At 33.7% G+C, this 17,282-nt stretch carries 10 protein-coding genes; 9 read left to right on the forward strand and 1 reads right to left on the reverse strand.

From position 1 onward, the window contains the following. Positions 1 to 408: 408 nt before the first annotated feature. From P0R33_RS06985 to P0R33_RS07025, 9 genes are all read left to right on the forward strand, one after another. Entirely contained in the window at positions 409 to 2,091 is a 1,683-nt protein-coding gene (locus P0R33_RS06985; RefSeq protein ID WP_144219274.1) for a tetratricopeptide repeat protein, read from the forward strand. 625 nt (positions 2,092 to 2,716) lie between these two features. Then, on the forward strand, positions 2,717 to 5,764 hold the full coding sequence (locus tag P0R33_RS06990) for a TonB-dependent receptor (protein WP_222104893.1): 3,048 nt from the start codon (positions 2,717 to 2,719) through the stop codon (positions 5,762 to 5,764). Positions 5,765 to 5,784: 20 nt separating this feature from the next. Next, positions 5,785 to 7,515, forward strand: a complete 1,731-nt coding sequence (locus P0R33_RS06995) for a RagB/SusD family nutrient uptake outer membrane protein (RefSeq protein WP_276174777.1) — start codon at positions 5,785 to 5,787, stop codon at positions 7,513 to 7,515. A gap of 19 nt (positions 7,516 to 7,534) precedes the next feature. After that, the gene (locus P0R33_RS07000; RefSeq protein WP_276174778.1) at positions 7,535 to 9,115 is read left to right on the forward strand and encodes a hypothetical protein; all 1,581 of its coding nucleotides are present in this window, start codon (positions 7,535 to 7,537) and stop codon (positions 9,113 to 9,115) included. Positions 9,116 to 9,233: 118 nt separating this feature from the next. Beyond that, positions 9,234 to 11,414 (forward strand): T9SS type A sorting domain-containing protein, encoded by a 2,181-nt coding sequence (locus P0R33_RS07005; RefSeq protein ID WP_144219270.1) that lies wholly within the window; start codon positions 9,234 to 9,236, stop codon positions 11,412 to 11,414. Between the two features lie 276 nt (positions 11,415 to 11,690). Next, positions 11,691 to 12,428, forward strand: a complete 738-nt coding sequence (locus P0R33_RS07010; RefSeq protein WP_276174779.1) for a T9SS type A sorting domain-containing protein — start codon at positions 11,691 to 11,693, stop codon at positions 12,426 to 12,428. Between the two features lie 269 nt (positions 12,429 to 12,697). Beyond that, the gene (locus P0R33_RS07015) at positions 12,698 to 13,984 is read left to right on the forward strand and encodes an Ig-like domain-containing protein (protein ID WP_276174780.1); all 1,287 of its coding nucleotides are present in this window, start codon (positions 12,698 to 12,700) and stop codon (positions 13,982 to 13,984) included. A gap of 124 nt (positions 13,985 to 14,108) precedes the next feature. Continuing rightward, on the forward strand, positions 14,109 to 14,381 hold the full coding sequence (locus P0R33_RS07020) for a hypothetical protein (RefSeq protein ID WP_144219267.1): 273 nt from the start codon (positions 14,109 to 14,111) through the stop codon (positions 14,379 to 14,381). A 902-nt stretch (positions 14,382 to 15,283) separates the two neighbouring features. After that, positions 15,284 to 16,591, forward strand: coding sequence for a site-specific integrase (locus P0R33_RS07025; protein ID WP_276174781.1), 1,308 nt, complete (start codon positions 15,284 to 15,286; stop codon positions 16,589 to 16,591). 348 nt (positions 16,592 to 16,939) lie between these two features. Here the strand turns inward: P0R33_RS07025 and P0R33_RS07030 are convergent, their stop codons facing one another. Next, complete coding sequence (locus P0R33_RS07030; RefSeq protein ID WP_276174782.1) at positions 16,940 to 17,215, reverse strand: DNA-binding protein; 276 nt, start codon at positions 17,213 to 17,215, stop codon at positions 16,940 to 16,942. Between the last annotated feature and the right edge of the window lie 67 nt (positions 17,216 to 17,282).

Here is a 17,282-nt window from a genome sequence, read left to right on the forward strand (position 1 = left end):
TCTGAACATGACAGAATAATCAAATAGACAATCCAAATAAAAAATTAAGTATCGGATTACATTAAGCAACAATGATCGTTAGTATATTTATTTCACAAATTCATTTCGCAACAAATTTGTCTTTTAATATAAAATTATATATATCATAATTTAAATAGATTTAAATAGCACAATACATATAAAAACCTTTTATTTTTTATGAATAAACAGCATTAGCAAATATGGTGATAATAAGAGATATAGTAACATATAAGCAACTAGACATAAACTGAACATTGCTAAAATCGAGAGGTATTGCACACAAAATAAACTAGACAATTTTTATATTGCACTTGTTATTAAGTACAATACTATAAGCAAACCCCATTAACTTACATTTTTTTCATATAAATTTAATCATCAAGATTTATGAAATTCCTATTTAACCGACAAGCACCCGTAAAAAGAAAAAAACCAAAGAAATTTGAATTCATTCATTCTTTGAATTTAAAAAAGTATTTTACTCTACTTATTGTACTCTTTTTTTCATTTTCGACAACCGCCCAGAAAACATATAAAGAAAATGAGTACCTCCGAAAAGCCAAAGCCATAAAATATATTGACTCGAAAAAAGCCATTTATTATTACAAAAAAAGTATTGAAAAATATAAGATAGAAAAAGACACTTTCAACTTAATACACAGCATAAGCGAACTTGCCGATTTATACGGACATAGTGTCGATTATGGAAATTCCTACGATTTGTACTGGAAAGCATTATTACTTGCTGACCAATCTAAAGACGATTTCTCCAAAGCCACTATATACCATGCTTTGGGCTGGCTTTATAGTTTTTACCAACGGGATGATGAAGCCTTAAAATATTTTACCCTTTCTCATAAATTAAAAGAAAAACTCGTTGCTGCAAATGAAATGGATAACGGATACATTGTGAGCGATTATTTTGCATTAGTAAATTTTTATCGTGTAAATGGGAATTACAAAATGGCCAAAATTTACCTTGATAGCTGCTATATCTCCAAACAAAAAACAAAAAACAAAGCCAACAATGGCTATATCGAGGCCGAAGCTGGTTTTCTTGCCGCTACTGATAAAAAGTTTGATGCCGCTATTTCAAAATTACTAGAGGCAAAAAATTATTTTGAAAAAAACGACAAATCCTACCTTATTATTATCAATTCTTTATTAGGAAATGTATATAAAATGAAAGGAGATTATACTCAGAGCGAAATTTATTTAGAAAAATCATTAGCCTTATCCAAAATATACAAAAGCCATGCGAATTATAAATTAATGGATCATACTGCTCTGGCCACAGTTTACTCTAAAAGCAACAAGTACAAACTTGCTTATTTTCATGCAAATGAAGCTATGACATTGAATAATAAAATATTTGGCCGAAAAAGCAAGAACAATCAGCACTTATTTGAAATAAATGACAAATACCGCATTCAAAAGCAAAAGGAAAAAGAACTATTAAAAGAACAGCATATAAAAGAACTGGAAAGCGAAGAAAATATTTGGTTTCTCAAATCGACAATCATGATAATTGTAATTCTATTTTTAATAATCTACGGGCATCAGCTGTTTAAAAACATTCGCAGAAAGCATCTTGCCGAAAAAGAATTATTAGCAAAAAAACAGGAGTTAGAGCTGATAAAAAATAGTGAGATTTTAGAATTAAAAAATAAGGAACTCACGTCATCTGCCTTACAGCTAATTGAAAAAGAGGAATTTATAGAAAAACTAAAGAAAAGCATTACCGAAAACAAAGAGAATATTGACAGCACCTCTATAAACAATATGCTAAAAACTATTCAAGGTTCTTCTGCAAGTAACTGGAAAGAATTCGAAGCCCGATTTACTGCCGTGAACCAAAGTTTTTATAAAAACCTTAAAGAGAAATATCCAGATCTGGGGCAAACTGATCTCAAAATATGTGCTTTGGTAAAGCTTAATTTTTCCAGCAAGGATATGTCCTCTCTATTAGGTATCTCTTTCGAAAGCGTACACACCTCAAGATACCGTTTACGCAAAAAGTTTAAGCTGGATAGAAATGAAAATTTAGCCGATTTTATTGCTTCACTTTAATCCATACTACACAATAGGAGACAAATAATCCAAATTAAACTGATATATACTGTCTTTTTACCTTTTAGCAATTAAAATCTTTTTAATGTGCGTCAACTATATGAGGAAATAATCTAACGCAGAATCTTGGCATAAAAATAAAATCCAAAATCAACTGCAAAACGCATATAAACTTAATACTAATAACTATAAAACAACCTCAATTCTGAAAATTAACCTGAATTCATCAAAGATTTATATAAAAACCAAATTTAATTTTACGAGTTTATTTTTAGTTATTCTTTAACTGAAAAAATCCAGACAAAATAGTACTATATAAGCAGTATTTTATCAAAAATTGAGTTTTGTCAAGATATAGTTGTGTCTAGTTTAGTTAGTTCAGTTGTTAAACGCCTTATTTTACTAAAAAAAATGCATGTCTGTTCAGTTTATATCTAGTTTAAAAAAAACCATTGATAATGTCATTTAAGTAATTTAGCAATCGATAAAATACGAAATCAATAAAAAATCCGGACTAAAATTTCATTATCAAAAAAAAAAAAAAAAAAAACTAACCGTCAATTAATTTAACTACCAAAACTTTATGAAAAAAGAGTATAACTTTTGGAAAAAGACATTCCTTATAATGTTTTTTCTCTTGTTTCTTTGTGCATTCGATGTGAGTGCACAAAACAAACTTACTGGAAAAGTAAAAGATGAAAGTGGGCTACCAATACCAGGGGTAACAATTAAAATCCAGGGATCTACAACTAGTACCTCTACAGATATGGATGGAAGCTATGAAATGGAGGTGAGTGAAAAACAAACCTTAGTTTTCTCATTTATGGGATACAGAACACTCACAAGAACTGTTGGCACTACTAAAAAGTTAGACATTCAGATGCAGCCTGATACGCAAATTTTAAATGAAGTTGTGGTCGTAGGTTATGGAACTCAAAAGAAAAAAGAGGTTACAGGTGCTGTTGCTACCGTAAAGGCAGACCTTATTGCGAAAGCTCCAGTAGCAGATGTTGGAGAATCATTACAAGGCCAAATTGCTGGGGTTAACGTTCAGGCTGCTAGTGGGCGTCCTGGTGAAGCAACTAATATCCAAATTAGAGGAGTTGGTTCATTGACAGGTTCATTAGAACCATTGTATGTAGTGGATGGAATTCCTTATCAAAGCAACCCAAATATCTCACCTGATCAAATTGAATCATTAGACGTATTAAAAGATGGTGCTGCTGCCTCCGTTTATGGTACTAGAGCCTCAAATGGTGTTATCTTGATTACTACTAAAAGAGGTAAAAAGGGAAAAATTAGTATAGATTTCAATGCTTATTCGGGTATCCAAAATATTACTTCAGGTACACCTTTAATGAATACTCAGCAGCAATTGTTTGAGGATTATACAACAAAGGCAATGTTGTCTAGCCAGTTACCAACTTTTTTTATTACAACACCAGAACTTTTAGACTATGATAGTGACTACGTTGGCGACGTACAAAACAACAATGCTTTAATTACTAATTACGGACTAGGTGTTTCTGGTGGAACACAGGATTTAACATTGAATTTTAATTCAAATTATTATAACCAAGAAGGAGTTTTAATTAACTCTGATTTTGATAGATTAAGTAACCGCATTAATGGTCAATTTACAAAAGGTAAATTCAAAGCGTTTGTAAGTATGGGGATGACTGTAGAAAATAGAACGCAAGAACCATGGTCTTTATATGAATATGCTATTGGACAAAGACCATGGCAAATTCCATTAAGCGATGTACAGGGATCCGGGTCTAGTGTTGATTATCCTGTAGAAAATGCTATTTATTATGGCTATTTGGCAAGAGAATTACAAAATGTTGACAAAAGAAAAGTTACATCAAGCAATATTGCCGTTAATTTACAATATGAAATAGTAAAAAACTTAACCTATAAATTAAATATAGGTAAAAGTAATTGGGATTATAGAAGGTCTTTTTTCCGTCCACAAGTATTGGTATATGGTCTTGATGGCTCATATAATGCAACTGCCTCAAGAGCGGATGCATTATTGAACGAAGATTACACTTTTACAGACAGATCTACTATAGAAAACATCCTGGATTATAAATTAAATTTAGGTAAACATTCTTTGAACTTTACTGGAGTAGCCTCACGCGAAGAATACAATTCGAAACAAGTTGGTGTAGGTGTAATTGGTTTATTAAGCAATGAAACGCCTTCTTTAGGTTCAGGTCAGGCAGGAACAAAACCAACAAGTTATGATTACACAAATAGCATTAGTGGTTTATTAGGTAGAGTACAATATAACTACAATGATCGTTATTTAATATCAGCTAGTATTAGACGAGATGGTTCCTCAAACTTTGGACCTGATAACAGGTACGGTACTTTCCCGGGTGTTTCTGCTGGTTGGAATATATCTGAAGAAAAATTTTTCAAGGATGGTGCTATCAACAAAGTAGTAAACAGCTTAAAATTAAGGGCAAGTTATGCTCAGTTAGGTAACCAAAGTATCCCTCCATATACGTATGCGGGTCAAATTGAGTCAGGTGTAAATTACTTATTTGGTTCAGATCAGTCATTAGCAAATGGAGCTATACAAAGACGTTTCTCTAATCCAGATGTAAAATGGGAAACAAGTATTTCAAATAATATTGGATTGGATTTAGCTATGTTTCAAAACAAGTTAACTTTTACTGCTGATATCTACAAGAATGACAAAAAAGATATGTTATTGCCTCAGCAAACTCCTGCGTCTGGTGGTACGTACAATCCCAACGCAGTCGATGTGTATAGCCCAATCATTGTCAATGCTGGAAATATGACTAACAAAGGTATTGAGCTAGCAATGAGCTATAAAAACCAAATGGGAAATGGTCTCAAATATAATATTTCTGGAACTTTTACTAAAAACGTAAATGAAATAACTAACCTTGATGGCATTGAAAGAGGTTATGGTAACGGACGTCCTACCAATTCATTAGGGAATGCTGTAGATTTTACTACATTCTTTGCAGTAGGTCATGAAGCTGGCGCTTACTTTTTACTAGAAAATGCAGGTGTTATAAAAGACGACGCAACTTTACTTGAGTACAAAAAAATAGAACCAAGTGCAATTTTGGGTGATATGCGCTACATTGATCAAAATGGTGACAATAAAATCACTGACGATGACCGTGTATATGCGGGTTCTGGTCAGGCAAAATTTGAATCAGGGTTGAATTTAGATCTAACGTACAAAAGTTTCGATTTTGGAATTCAGACTTATTTTTCTTACGGAGCTAAATTATTCAATGGTTCAAGATATTTTGCATACACACAAGGGAGACATTTAGACCAATATTCTATGTGGTCTCCTGAGAACCCTACTTCTGATGTGCCTTCAGACAGAGGAAATGCTTATCACAATAACGTTAGAGCAAGTTCTGATTATTGGTTAGAAGATGGTACCTACTTCAGAATTCGTAATTTAACTTTAGGTTATTCATTACCTGAATTGCTTATGACTCAGTACGGAATAAGTAAAATAAGATTGTATGTTACAGGTATGAACCCTTTCACTTTTACAAAATATACTGGTTACGATCCTGAAGTTGGTGGAAATGGAATCAGTACACGTGGTGTAGATAGCGGTAGTTATCCTGTTTCGAGAAGATTTGTGCTTGGTTTACAGGTTAAATTTTAACAACTTAAAATTAAATTAAAATGATACATAGAAAAATAAATATAAAAGTAAAACTAGCATCATTAGCGATATGCACTGTTTTACTTACTTCAGGTTGTAATGATGAGGATTTTTTGACTCAGGTAAATCCAAATACAATTACAAATCAAACTTTTTGGAAAACTACAAAAGATTTTCAGTCAGCCTTAACTACAGTTTATGGGGCTTTACAATTTCAATCAATAAGCGGTAATGGCCTAATTGAAGATGAAATTATGGCAGACTTAGGGGGTACTGAATCTTGGTACAGACCCTATGCTTACAGAAATTTCACTTTTAACGATGCCAGTGAAGCGGTCACTAACAAATGGGCAAATTTGTACACTGGAATATTTAGAGCCAATCAAGTAATAGAAAAAATTCAATCTGCTGACCCAAGTATTTTTGCTGCCGGTGAAAAAGAAAGTATTGAAGGCCAAGCCCGTACCTTAAGAGCTTTCTTCTATTTCTTAGTAGCTAATACTTATGGAGGAGCTGTTATTCATACAGAAGTTCCGCAAACAAAAGCAGATTTTAATGTAAAATTTAGCTCAATCGCAGAGGTTAATAGCCAAATTATCATTCCTGATTTGGAATTTGCTAAAGCCAATCTGCCAGAAACATGGTCTGGTAAAGACTTAGGTAGAGTTACTTGGGGTACCGCTACTTCTATACTTGGAAAAGTATATTTATTTGACAAACAATGGGGACCAGCTGCGACTGAATTTAAAAGTGTAATTGATTCAGGTGTTTATAGCCTGACTGCGAATATCATGGATAATTTTGATGAAGAGCACGAATTTAATAGTGAGTCAATTCTTGAAGTTGCCTATAGTGCAACTGAAAATCCAGGTGCTAACGGAAGTAATGTTGACGACACACCTTATGCAGCTGGAGCAGAAGCTTCAAATTTAGCTGTAGGGCTAGCGCAATTAAATTATGGTGGATTTAATACGATATTGCCTTCTTATTTCTTACACGAATTATACACTAATGATGCGGTAGATGTCACAAATCCAATAAACACTACTAATTTACAGTCTAAACGTCTTACTGCTACTATTGCCCCAAAAAATCTTGAAGGACAATATTATTTAAGAAATGTAGCTGAATTAAAAGGTTGGGGTTATGGTCAAAGTGCCTATGTTAAGAAATATACTAACTGGTATCATTTGGCTAACGAGGACGGAAACTCTAGAAGCGGAATTAACTGCAGGCAAATTAGATTGGCAGATATTTATTTAATGTATGCTGAAGCAGTTCTTAACAGCACTGGCGATGTAAATGAAGCTATTAAGTATATTGATTTTGTTAGAACTCGTGCGGGTGTAATTACATTAAAACAATATTTAGCAACAAATAGTAATACGTTTCCACAATTACATATAAGCAAAGAAGTACATGGTAATCAACCTTTAGTACCTCCTACAAAAGAAAATGTTTTAACACATATTCATAGAGTAGAAAGACCGCTTGAATTGGCTTTTGAAGGTCATAGATGGAAAGACTTAGTACGATGGGGAATTGCAAAATCTGTTTTCACTGAATTACTTGCAGATGAAAATTGGAGAGTGAAAAATTTTACAACTATAGCTAACAAAGCACCATTGTATATTATAGAAAGAATCAGGGATGATTTCAAGAATGCTGCTGTAACTTATACTCCAGCTAAAAATGATTATTTCCCTATACCATCGGTTGAGAGACAAACAAATAGTCAATTAAACAACTAATTTCAATACCACTTAAATTATGAAAACAAAACTTAAAATAGTAATTGCACTATTTCTTGTTGCAATAGGGTTATATTCATGTAGTGACATTTATGATTCTATCGATTTGAATGCGGCCAACAGCAGAATTATTGTTAGTTCACAAATGGACTATGGAAATAAAATTAGGGTAGGTAGCCACGAAACCTTTGGAGATATTTCAGCGGGGGTTGAGTCAAGACTTTGGACTTTTCCAGAAGGCGTTGTTGACATTGTAGATTCTGACAATGACGTTACTTCAACGGAACAGAATGTTAAAGCTATATTTAACGTTGTTGGAAAACATGAAGTAAAATTACATCAAGTTTTTAAAGGAGAAGCTTATACTACAGGAAGCACAAATCCTGTTGCCAAAGTATTAGATACTACGATAGTAGTAACCGTTTTAGCTCCAATAAGCATTGTTGTTAAAGCAAATTATTTAAATACAGACGGTACTTTAGGAGCAGAACTAAATGTAGTTAATGGTGCAAAAAATGAAGTACTAGCAGGAAGAACGATTAGATATACTTTGATTACTGAAGGGGAACCAGAAGCCTATCTTTGGACTATCGACGGAGGAGATCCTGCGACATCAACAACTGATACTAAAACAGTAGATGTAAGATATAAAAAACTAGGAACATTTGGATTTACTATCAAAGCCAATACCCCTCGCCCATTTGGTGAAGCAACAGTAATGCTTAAAGATTTTATCAACGTAATTCCATCGACTGACCCAGTTACCATGGATGACGCTCAAGTAATAGACGATCAAGGAAATATAGCTCTGAATTACAGTAGAGAAATGAATGCTGAAACATTAAAAGCATCTGATTTTTCTGTTACATTAAAAAACAAATCTGGTGCTACGCTACCTGTAACTATTTCTAGTGCGACAATAAGCCCAACTGAAGGTAATATTGTTCTTTTAAAATTAGCTGGGCAAACCTTGTACAACGACGACATTATTACTGTATCATACACAAAAGGATCGTTAACCACTGCAGATGCTGTTTTTGCTAGTTCATTTACAGATGTTGCTGTATCTTTCAAATCCGTTAATATTTTAGCTTCAACTACTTTTGATTATGGTTTTGAAACTTCAACTAGTGCTGACTGGGTATATCTTGGCTGGGGAGCTCCGTGGAACAAATTTACATCGGCGGTTACAAGTACAAAAGCACATGGCGGCAAAAAAAGCTTGTCCGTTCAAATAGATGCTCGTGGCGGTATGATTTTAGGTTATAATCATGGTGGCGATAAAGGAACTTTTAGACTTACTGCTGGCAAAACCTATTCTATGGGATCATGGGTTTATGTAGAAAGCTTAGGTGACAAAGCCTCTGTTCCTGATCTAAGATTATACTTTACTCCAAATACAGACTGGGGAATAGGTCCAAACCCTGGATTCTCAGCAGATTTTGCAGTTGGAAAATGGGTTTACAGTTCTGCACTAGTAAAAATCAATACAACTGCTGATTATAGTTTTATGCTTAGAAGTGACAACCAAGGTAACTCCTCTGCTTTAAAATTCTATATCGATGACATTACTGTTAGTGAAGCTAAATTAAGACCGTAACTAGTAATGATAATTTTAAACAAATAAGTGCAAGGGGCAGTAAATAATTTACCTATTTACTGCCCTTGCTTTCAAACAGACTTTCTAATACAAGCTATTTTTATACTCTCAAAATACCATGAAAAGAAACAAACGAATAGTGTTTCGTTACGCCATACTACTAGCGTGTGCCTTTCCTACTTATGCGCAAGTAAATGTAAATCTAAAACTTAACGTGAAACATTCCGTAGGAGGCATCTCTACTTTTGATCGTTCAAAATTCATAACAACGCATGCCAATCAAACAGAAACTGAATGGGATGGCGATAATGTTTCGCCCGATTTAAGAAATGAATTTTTAAATGGCCTAGATGTGTACCTAGGAAGAGATACAGGAGGAATTACTTATGTATTAAAAAATCAATTAAATCAAGATCCTGCCAGACCTGGTTTTGCGAATCCTACTCAAATCACTTCTCTAGGAAATTACAGTAAAAGTCAATATGCCCAAAAAACCAACCTTCATCAATACGAAAATAGAAAGAGTTTAGTTTTATGTGCTCAATTGCATCCGTTTTGGACTGGAACAGATCATCAACCCACTAATTCTGGCTGGTATTTAGCCAATGCCACTGCAACGGGTGAATATATGGGGCGTTACATCAACGCATTTAGTGGTGATGGAATTACAGGGCAAAAGAAACCCACTTATGTTGAAGTAATAAACGAACCTGATTATGACCTTTTAGGAGGATTAAAAGAATACACTAAATCGATAAAAGATATAGCCGACTTTCATAATGGTGTTGCTGATGCCATTAGAGTACAGGTCCCAAACGCTAAAATCGGGGGTTACACCAATGCCTTTCCTGAATTTGAAGTAGGAAATTTTCAGCGTTGGAACAATCGCGATAAATTATTTATGGACGTTGCCGGAAGCAAAATGGATTTTTGGTCTTTACACCTTTATGATTTTTCATCGATCAATAACGGAAAAAAACAATTGCGTTCCGGGAGCAATATTGAGGCTACTTTTGATATGATGGACCAGTATAGCGTAATGAAATTTGGTGTTACTAAACCCTATGTAATCTCAGAATACGGAGCTCAAACTCATGATTACAATAACAGTCAATGGAGTTCTTATAGAGATTGGTTGATTTTAAAAGCCATGAATTCCCAATTAATGGCTTTTCTTGAAAGACCCAATACTATTGATTTTGCTATTCCATTTGTAGTTACCAAAGCGGAATGGGGAATGTATAATGGAGTTCCATATTCTCATCGTTTGATGCGAAAAGCAAATGAACCAGCGAGTTATACCGGACAATGGGTTTATACGGACTTGGTAAAATTTTATCAATTATGGAAAAATGTTAAAGGTACACGAGTATATAGTAAGACGGATAATTTAGATGTTTTAACCAATACCTATATCGATGGTAATAAGGCTTATGTGATTCTAAACAATTTAAACTTCCAAGCAACTAAAGTAAACTTAAACCTTTTTAACATCAACAATACTGCCATTACAAGCATTAACAAAAAACAATTAACTCTTATAAATAACTTCGCTACACTAGAAGAAAGTACTGTGCCATCACCACTAACATCAGTTACACTAGGTGCCGAATCAACTATTATTTTAGAGTATACCTTTGCCAATGCCATAACAATTAATGAAACTTGCGACGAAACTAAATATTTTGCAACGACCTATTTGCAACCTATTAGCGCAAATCAGCCTATTAATTTTAGTGTAAATGGCGTTCAGAAAAGCACTTATGGAGATGCCGTATTAAGAATTGGTTTAGGAAGAGATCATGGACAATCTTTAAGTCCGATTGTCAAAGTGAACAATACTATTATCCCTGTGCCAACTAACTTCCGCGGTTATGACCAAGCAGAAAGAGATCGATTTTTTGGCGTTCTAGAAATTCCAGTGCCTTATAATCTTGTTACTGCAAATAATCAAATAGCAGTACAATTACCTGACACAGGTGGTCATGTGAGTTCAGTAGCATTACAAGTATATAATTTTAGTACTAATCTGTTATCAGTAGATCCAAAAACTTTCGAAAACGACAATACAATAACAATTTATCCTAATCCAGTTATTGACACCCTAACAATCAAAAATACGTATGCAAACGAATCAAACTCGACTGCAATGATATATGATGGTGCTGGGAAATTAGTAAAAAAAGAAATCCTTAGTAGTGCTAGAATTAATGTGAGTTCACTTTCAGAAGGGATTTATTATATCGTTTTTTTAAAAGAAAACAAGAAAATAGGGGCAGCAAAGTTTATTAAAAAGTAAAACACTCAATACTTTCTGTCCAGAACCATTTAGTTATCCCCTTCCCCTTAACTAAGAACTATTTGCATGATTTTTTCAAGCGTTTAACGAGTATAATAAAAAAACTTATAATTCATGGGAAATGTTTATATAAATAGTAGTTTACTTTCATTATAGTCTAGTTTTTGTCGAGTAACAAATTTACTTAAAAGAAAATTTAAACAATAATCTTACGAAAGAATAAAAGCATATACGCCATGCTTTTCTCAAAATATTAACAACTAAAACAAAAAAACCATGAAAAAAATTACATTATTATTAATTATGTTTGGCTTAAGTATAAGCACTACAAATTTGACTGCACAAGTTTATTATTCTACAACAATGAACGGAGGCAATACCTATGTTTCTAAGCCAGGTAGCTTTGCTGGTTATGCCTGGGGCGGAATTCCTAACTATACTTTTGATAATACAACTGCCAAAACAATAACTATTGAAATTACTAATTTTGACGCTACTAATCCTTCAGTTGGTAATACTATATATATAAATTTCTCTAGATCTGGTTTCGGAATAGCACCATTGGGTTGGGGTTCAGATAATTTAACTGTTTTAAAAACTTTATCCGCAGCAGACTTTACCAATGGAGCCGCAACTGTTGTTATCAGTTTACCTACTGGCACATTACCTATAGCTGAAACTCCTGGCTATGTACAAGGATATAATTATATTCTGCAAATTGTTGGATCTAATCCTTCAACCGATCAAAATTATGTAAATTACGTAGTAGGTGTAACGGAAACTTTAAGTACAAAAAAAACAAACAGAAACACTGTCGCTTTTTACCCAAATCCAGCTACTGAAGTAGTTACTTTTAATGCTGACTTAGAAACTAAAACTTATAAAGTCTTAAGTATGTCAGGTGCCCTAGTAAAAGAAACAGCAGCAACTAGTTCATTAAATGTATCGGATTTATCTAAAGGAACCTATATCATCGCTACAGATGCAGGTTCTGGAAAATTAATAAAAGAATAATTTCTAAATTGGTCTTTAACCACATAGCTCTGATTCGGTAATTAGAACTAAGAGGTTAAAGACAATTTGGTTTTAAAATAAAATAGCGAAATTCTAAACTACTTAAAAAATAGCACTTCATTCATTTGTCAAAAAGTGCTTAAAATTAACAAAACCAATTTTGTACTACTAAACTATAAATATAATAATCCTAAAATACGAAGCGAAATTCTTATATTTTCAACAATAAAAAAATATCCTTTTAGGATTAATTAGTTAAATTAAATAAAATGATTTTTAAACACGCCCTTACAGAAAAAACAAAATTTTTACTTATAGCTATAACATCTCTAGTGTATCTATGTAGTTGTAGCAGCAATAGTTCTGAGTCAGACATTATTCCTGATTACTCCAAACCTACAGCTCAAGACGATGTCCTTGTTGTTGATGAAAACAGCAGCACTGGAACTTCCAATCAGGTAAATGTTTCTTTAAATGATAATATCGGTCAAGATGGAGGTAAAGGAGATGATTATAGCCTATTATCTACTGCTAGCAACGGTACTGTAATAGAAGTTAAAGACGGTATTTTTGAATATGTTCCAAAAATAAATTTTTACGGATCCGATAGTTTTTCGTATACCTTAACAGATAAAAATGGAGACAAAGCAACTGCAAAAGTAAACATAACGATTAATACCCTAATTAAAGGCCTCACTGCAGAAGATTTCAAAAACATAGATCCAAATTATCCTTCATTTGTTTCAATTACAAATACAACTCCATCTGACATGAAATGGGTGAAGCAGGAAGACATGTCTGATGAATTTACAGCTTGGGATGCTACAAAATGGTATAAATCTACATGGAATTACGGTATACCCGTTTTCATGTCAACATCAAATAGCAACTCTGGTGTTACTGATGGTAATTTATGGATAAAAGCAACTTTAAACGAGAGTAATCCTGATGGAAGATGGTTTCAAACTGCTAGAATACATTCAAGAACTAAAATTAGCTATCCAATGTATACTGAAGCAAGAATAAAATCGGCTCATATTTCTGCATATAATACCTATTGGTTAAACAATGGAGACTCTTATAATAGGAATGAAATCGACATTATTGAGAATAATTCAAAACCATCATGCGGTTGTCAACCCAATTTTCCCACCCAAATGAATTCACAATATTTTCATGCTGATTCGGGAAAAACGCCAGGAGAAATTAGAAATTATGGAAACTTCAATCAAAGTGGTTTACTAGACGTAAATCCGTTGAAAGATGTAAAATGGAATGAAGATTACCATACGTTTGGAGTATGGTGGAAAGATTCCAAAAATATTCAGTTCTATTTAGATGGTGAGCCTGCTGGTAGCGTGGTGGTAGGTGTAGACAAATCTGGAAAAACCTATACCGATCGCGAGTTTACTAGAGATTTAGAAATCATTTTTGATTTATGGACGGCTGATGAAACGTGGTTAGGCGGATTAGCTTCAAAATCAGATCTGAATGATAATAGTATCAATACCATGAAAGTGGATTGGGTTAGAACTTGGAAACTTGAAAAAGACTGAGCGCTCATTCTTTGTCTTTTTCTTGTCAAAAGAAAGTCAACCATATTGCCTAATTTATCTAACAGACATTATTGAGAATAATTCAAAACCATCATGCGGTTATCAACCCAATTTTCCCACCCAAATGAATCCACAATATTTTCATGCTGATTCGGGAAAAACGCCAGGAGAAATTAGAAATTATGGAAACTTCAATCAAAGTGGTTTACTAGACGTAAATCCGTTGAAAGATGTAAATTGGAATGAAGATTACCATACGTTTGGAGTATGGTGGAAAGATTCCAAAAATATTCAGTTCCATTTAGATGGTGAGCCTGCTGGTAGAGTGGTGGTAGGTGTAGACAAATCTGGAAAAACCTTTACTGGACTTGATACTATTTCTGCGACAAAAAGTTAAGGTGGCCTCAATGAAAATTAAGAAAAACGAATTATCTACTTGAACTGAAATGAATCTTCTTTCTGACACAAAAAGCCAATATAATTCAATTCTATTTAAATTACTTAAAAGGTAATAAAATATTTGTCGCAGTTTGTAATAAAAAGGTTTACTTTTGTATTAGAATCAATTAAGAATTACAACTTAAATTTAAACGGATAATTTGCTCCGGAACTTTTCAAAATGCATAAAAACGCATAAAAAGTCCGTGGCAGAATCGTGGCGCAAAACAGAAAAAATATTAGAAATGCAGTATAAAAGCGGGACGCAGAATTTTTGTTCGAATCCCTCTTTCACCGCGGTTGACTTAAAAGGAAACTTTTCAAAAGTCTTCAAAAAGCCAAAATTTATGGCAGCCCTGTATTTAAAAAATTTATAATATATTTGTTAAACACAAAGAATAATAGAACTGCATGTTAATTCGTTAATTTTTAAAGTTTTGTGCATGATTTAATATTGAAATAGTAAAAATTGAATTTGGTGCAAAATCGGTGCACAGAGGTTCAAGACATAAATAAAAGTGGCATTGACAGCGGTTTCAAGCTTAAAGTTCGAATCCTGCTCTCCCCACAAAAAGGGTGAAAGAAGCCAAAACGAAAGTTTTTCAATCTTTTCAAAAACCCGCAAAAAAACGTGGTAAAGCCTGCAAATCGTAAGATTAGCAGGCTTTTTTCATTTACACTGCTTTTCAAATTTTTTAAAACCTAACAAAATCTCTGTGGCAAAATCGTGGCAAAAAATCCACGATGAAAATTTTGCCACAGAAATTGGAAACATCCCTTATAAACAAAGGGGTTAAGGAGGTTAACGACTTGTTTTTTTGACGCTATAATTCTACATTTATTAATCTAAAAGACTGAATTATGTTAGAAAACAGTTTTGGGATGGCATTTTTTTTAAAAACCGCCCACAAAGGAAGTAAAATTAGAGCAGTTCACTTAAGAGTGACTGTAGACGGAATCAGCAAAGAAACATCAACTAAGCGAAAATGGGACATCTCTAGATGGGACCAAAAGAATGAACGTGCAGTCGGCGGTAAAGAAGATGCAAAATCCTTAAATTTCTTTCTGGATTCATTGACTTTTAAAGTCCATGAAATTAAAACAGAAATTATGTACAGCGGTAAACCGCTAACTGTTGAAAAAATTATGGATCACTTATTGGGAAGAATAGCACCAAGAGTTAAAGTCCTTGAAGAATTTCAAAAGCACAATGACGAAATGAAGGCGCTTCTGGGAAAAGGGTATGCAAAAGGCACTCTTGACAGGTTTACAATTACTAAAAACCATTTGACAGCTTTTATTAAATTCAAGTTTAAAAAAGAGGATGTTGAATTTGCGGATTTGAATCTTGAGTTTGTCAAGGACTTTGAGTTTTATCTTAGAACAGTGCGCGACTGCAGCAATAACACTACACTAAAATACATTGCAAATTTCAAAAAGATCGTAATCCGCGCGATTGATAAGGAATTAATCACAAAGGATCCTTTTAAGAACTTTAAGGGGCGAAAAACAAAACTGGTAAAGAAACCGCTTACCACTCAGGAACTGTATGAACTGGAAAGGCATTATTTCACCACTGACAGGCTTAATGTTGTCAGGGACGTATTTGTATTCCAATGTTACACTGGACTTGCTTACATAGACGCTTACCAATTAAAGAAAAGTGATATCAAAGAAGGCATTGACGGAAACCTTTGGATTATGTCCGAAAGACAGAAAACAAACTCAACAACCAATGTCCCGCTGCTCCCTCAGGCACTTAAAATCATTGAGAAATATAAAGAACATAAGCTATGCATTCAGCGCGGAACGGTACTGCCTGTCTCATCCAATCAGAAAATGAATGAATACTTGAAAGAAGTGGCAGTTTTATGCGGATTTCCATTTACTTTAAATACTCACATCGCGCGCCGCACTTTTGGAAGCACCGTTACATTAAACAATAATGTTCCTATAAATGTAGTTAAAGAACTACTGGGCCACGCATCAGTAAAACAGACTGAAGCATACGCCATAACCGAGCAGGCAACAATCGGCCGTGAAATGTCAATTCTAAATAAAAAACTCAATAAAACTGAGCCTAAAATGTCTAAGCCGGACTTGGCAGTTCTCAGTAGACTGGAAAAAGAAATCCAGGCAATCAAGAAAAAATACAACATTTCTTCTTGATAAATATTTTTAAGACATATTCAAACTTAAAAGAGGCTATCTCAAATATTCTAGGATAGCCTCTTTTTACATAGTTTTACTTCGCTCCTATAGCCAGGATGATACGAAGGGCTATACTTAACGTATCCTAAATCCTGAAGTTGTTTAAAATACTTATGATAAGTTGGCAGAGTGTTCACATGGGATAACTCCATAATTTTACTGCGACTTACTTTTATTCTCCTCCTCTGCCCCTGCCTGTATCCTAACCCTAGTATAGCTGTCAAAATTGACAGGTGCCAAACATTTAGTTTGGGATCATTAGCGTACATACACAAAAAACTCATTATATGGCTTTCTTTTAATCTATTAATCTTTGTCATCGCTAAAGAGTTTTTGAATATCTTCCCTGTTATAATAATAAGATCCAAGCACCTTTTTAAAACGTACTTTTTGCGAGGTTCTAAGATTCTGCACCGAGCCTGCAGAAATATCAAGCAGCCTACGGACAGCTTTACTTTTCAGCCACTCAGATTCCCGCTCAAAATTTTTTGGCTGAAATGCTTCCGCAACAGCAGTACGCACTGTATCGGCCATGAAAAGCCCGAACTGTCTTAAATCATCTTTCGTTATAAATTCTTCCATAAAATTTTGGTTTTACTCATTATAATATTTGATCATCTATTTTAAAACAAAACTCTGTCTACTTTCA

It is taken from the genome of Flavobacterium sp. YJ01 (assembly GCF_029320955.1).
Lineage (GTDB): Bacteria > Bacteroidota > Bacteroidia > Flavobacteriales > Flavobacteriaceae > Flavobacterium.

Bases quoted from the DNA above. Each gene is read 5' to 3' on its own strand.
- P0R33_RS06985 (WP_144219274.1), top strand. From the start codon at position 409: ATGAAATTCCTATTTAACCGACAAGCACCCGTAAAAAGAAAAAAACCA.
- P0R33_RS06990 (WP_222104893.1), top strand. From the start codon at position 2,717: ATGTTTTTTCTCTTGTTTCTTTGTGCATTCGATGTGAGTGCACAAAAC.
- P0R33_RS06995 (WP_276174777.1), top strand. From the start codon at position 5,785: ATGATACATAGAAAAATAAATATAAAAGTAAAACTAGCATCATTAGCG.
- P0R33_RS07000 (WP_276174778.1), top strand. From the start codon at position 7,535: ATGAAAACAAAACTTAAAATAGTAATTGCACTATTTCTTGTTGCAATA.
- P0R33_RS07005 (WP_144219270.1), top strand. From the start codon at position 9,234: ATGAAAAGAAACAAACGAATAGTGTTTCGTTACGCCATACTACTAGCG.
- P0R33_RS07010 (WP_276174779.1), top strand. From the start codon at position 11,691: ATGAAAAAAATTACATTATTATTAATTATGTTTGGCTTAAGTATAAGC.
- P0R33_RS07015 (WP_276174780.1), top strand. From the start codon at position 12,698: ATGATTTTTAAACACGCCCTTACAGAAAAAACAAAATTTTTACTTATA.
- P0R33_RS07020 (WP_144219267.1), top strand. From the start codon at position 14,109: ATGAATCCACAATATTTTCATGCTGATTCGGGAAAAACGCCAGGAGAA.
- P0R33_RS07025 (WP_276174781.1), top strand. From the start codon at position 15,284: ATGTTAGAAAACAGTTTTGGGATGGCATTTTTTTTAAAAACCGCCCAC.
- P0R33_RS07030 (WP_276174782.1), bottom strand. From the start codon at position 17,215: ATGGAAGAATTTATAACGAAAGATGATTTAAGACAGTTCGGGCTTTTC.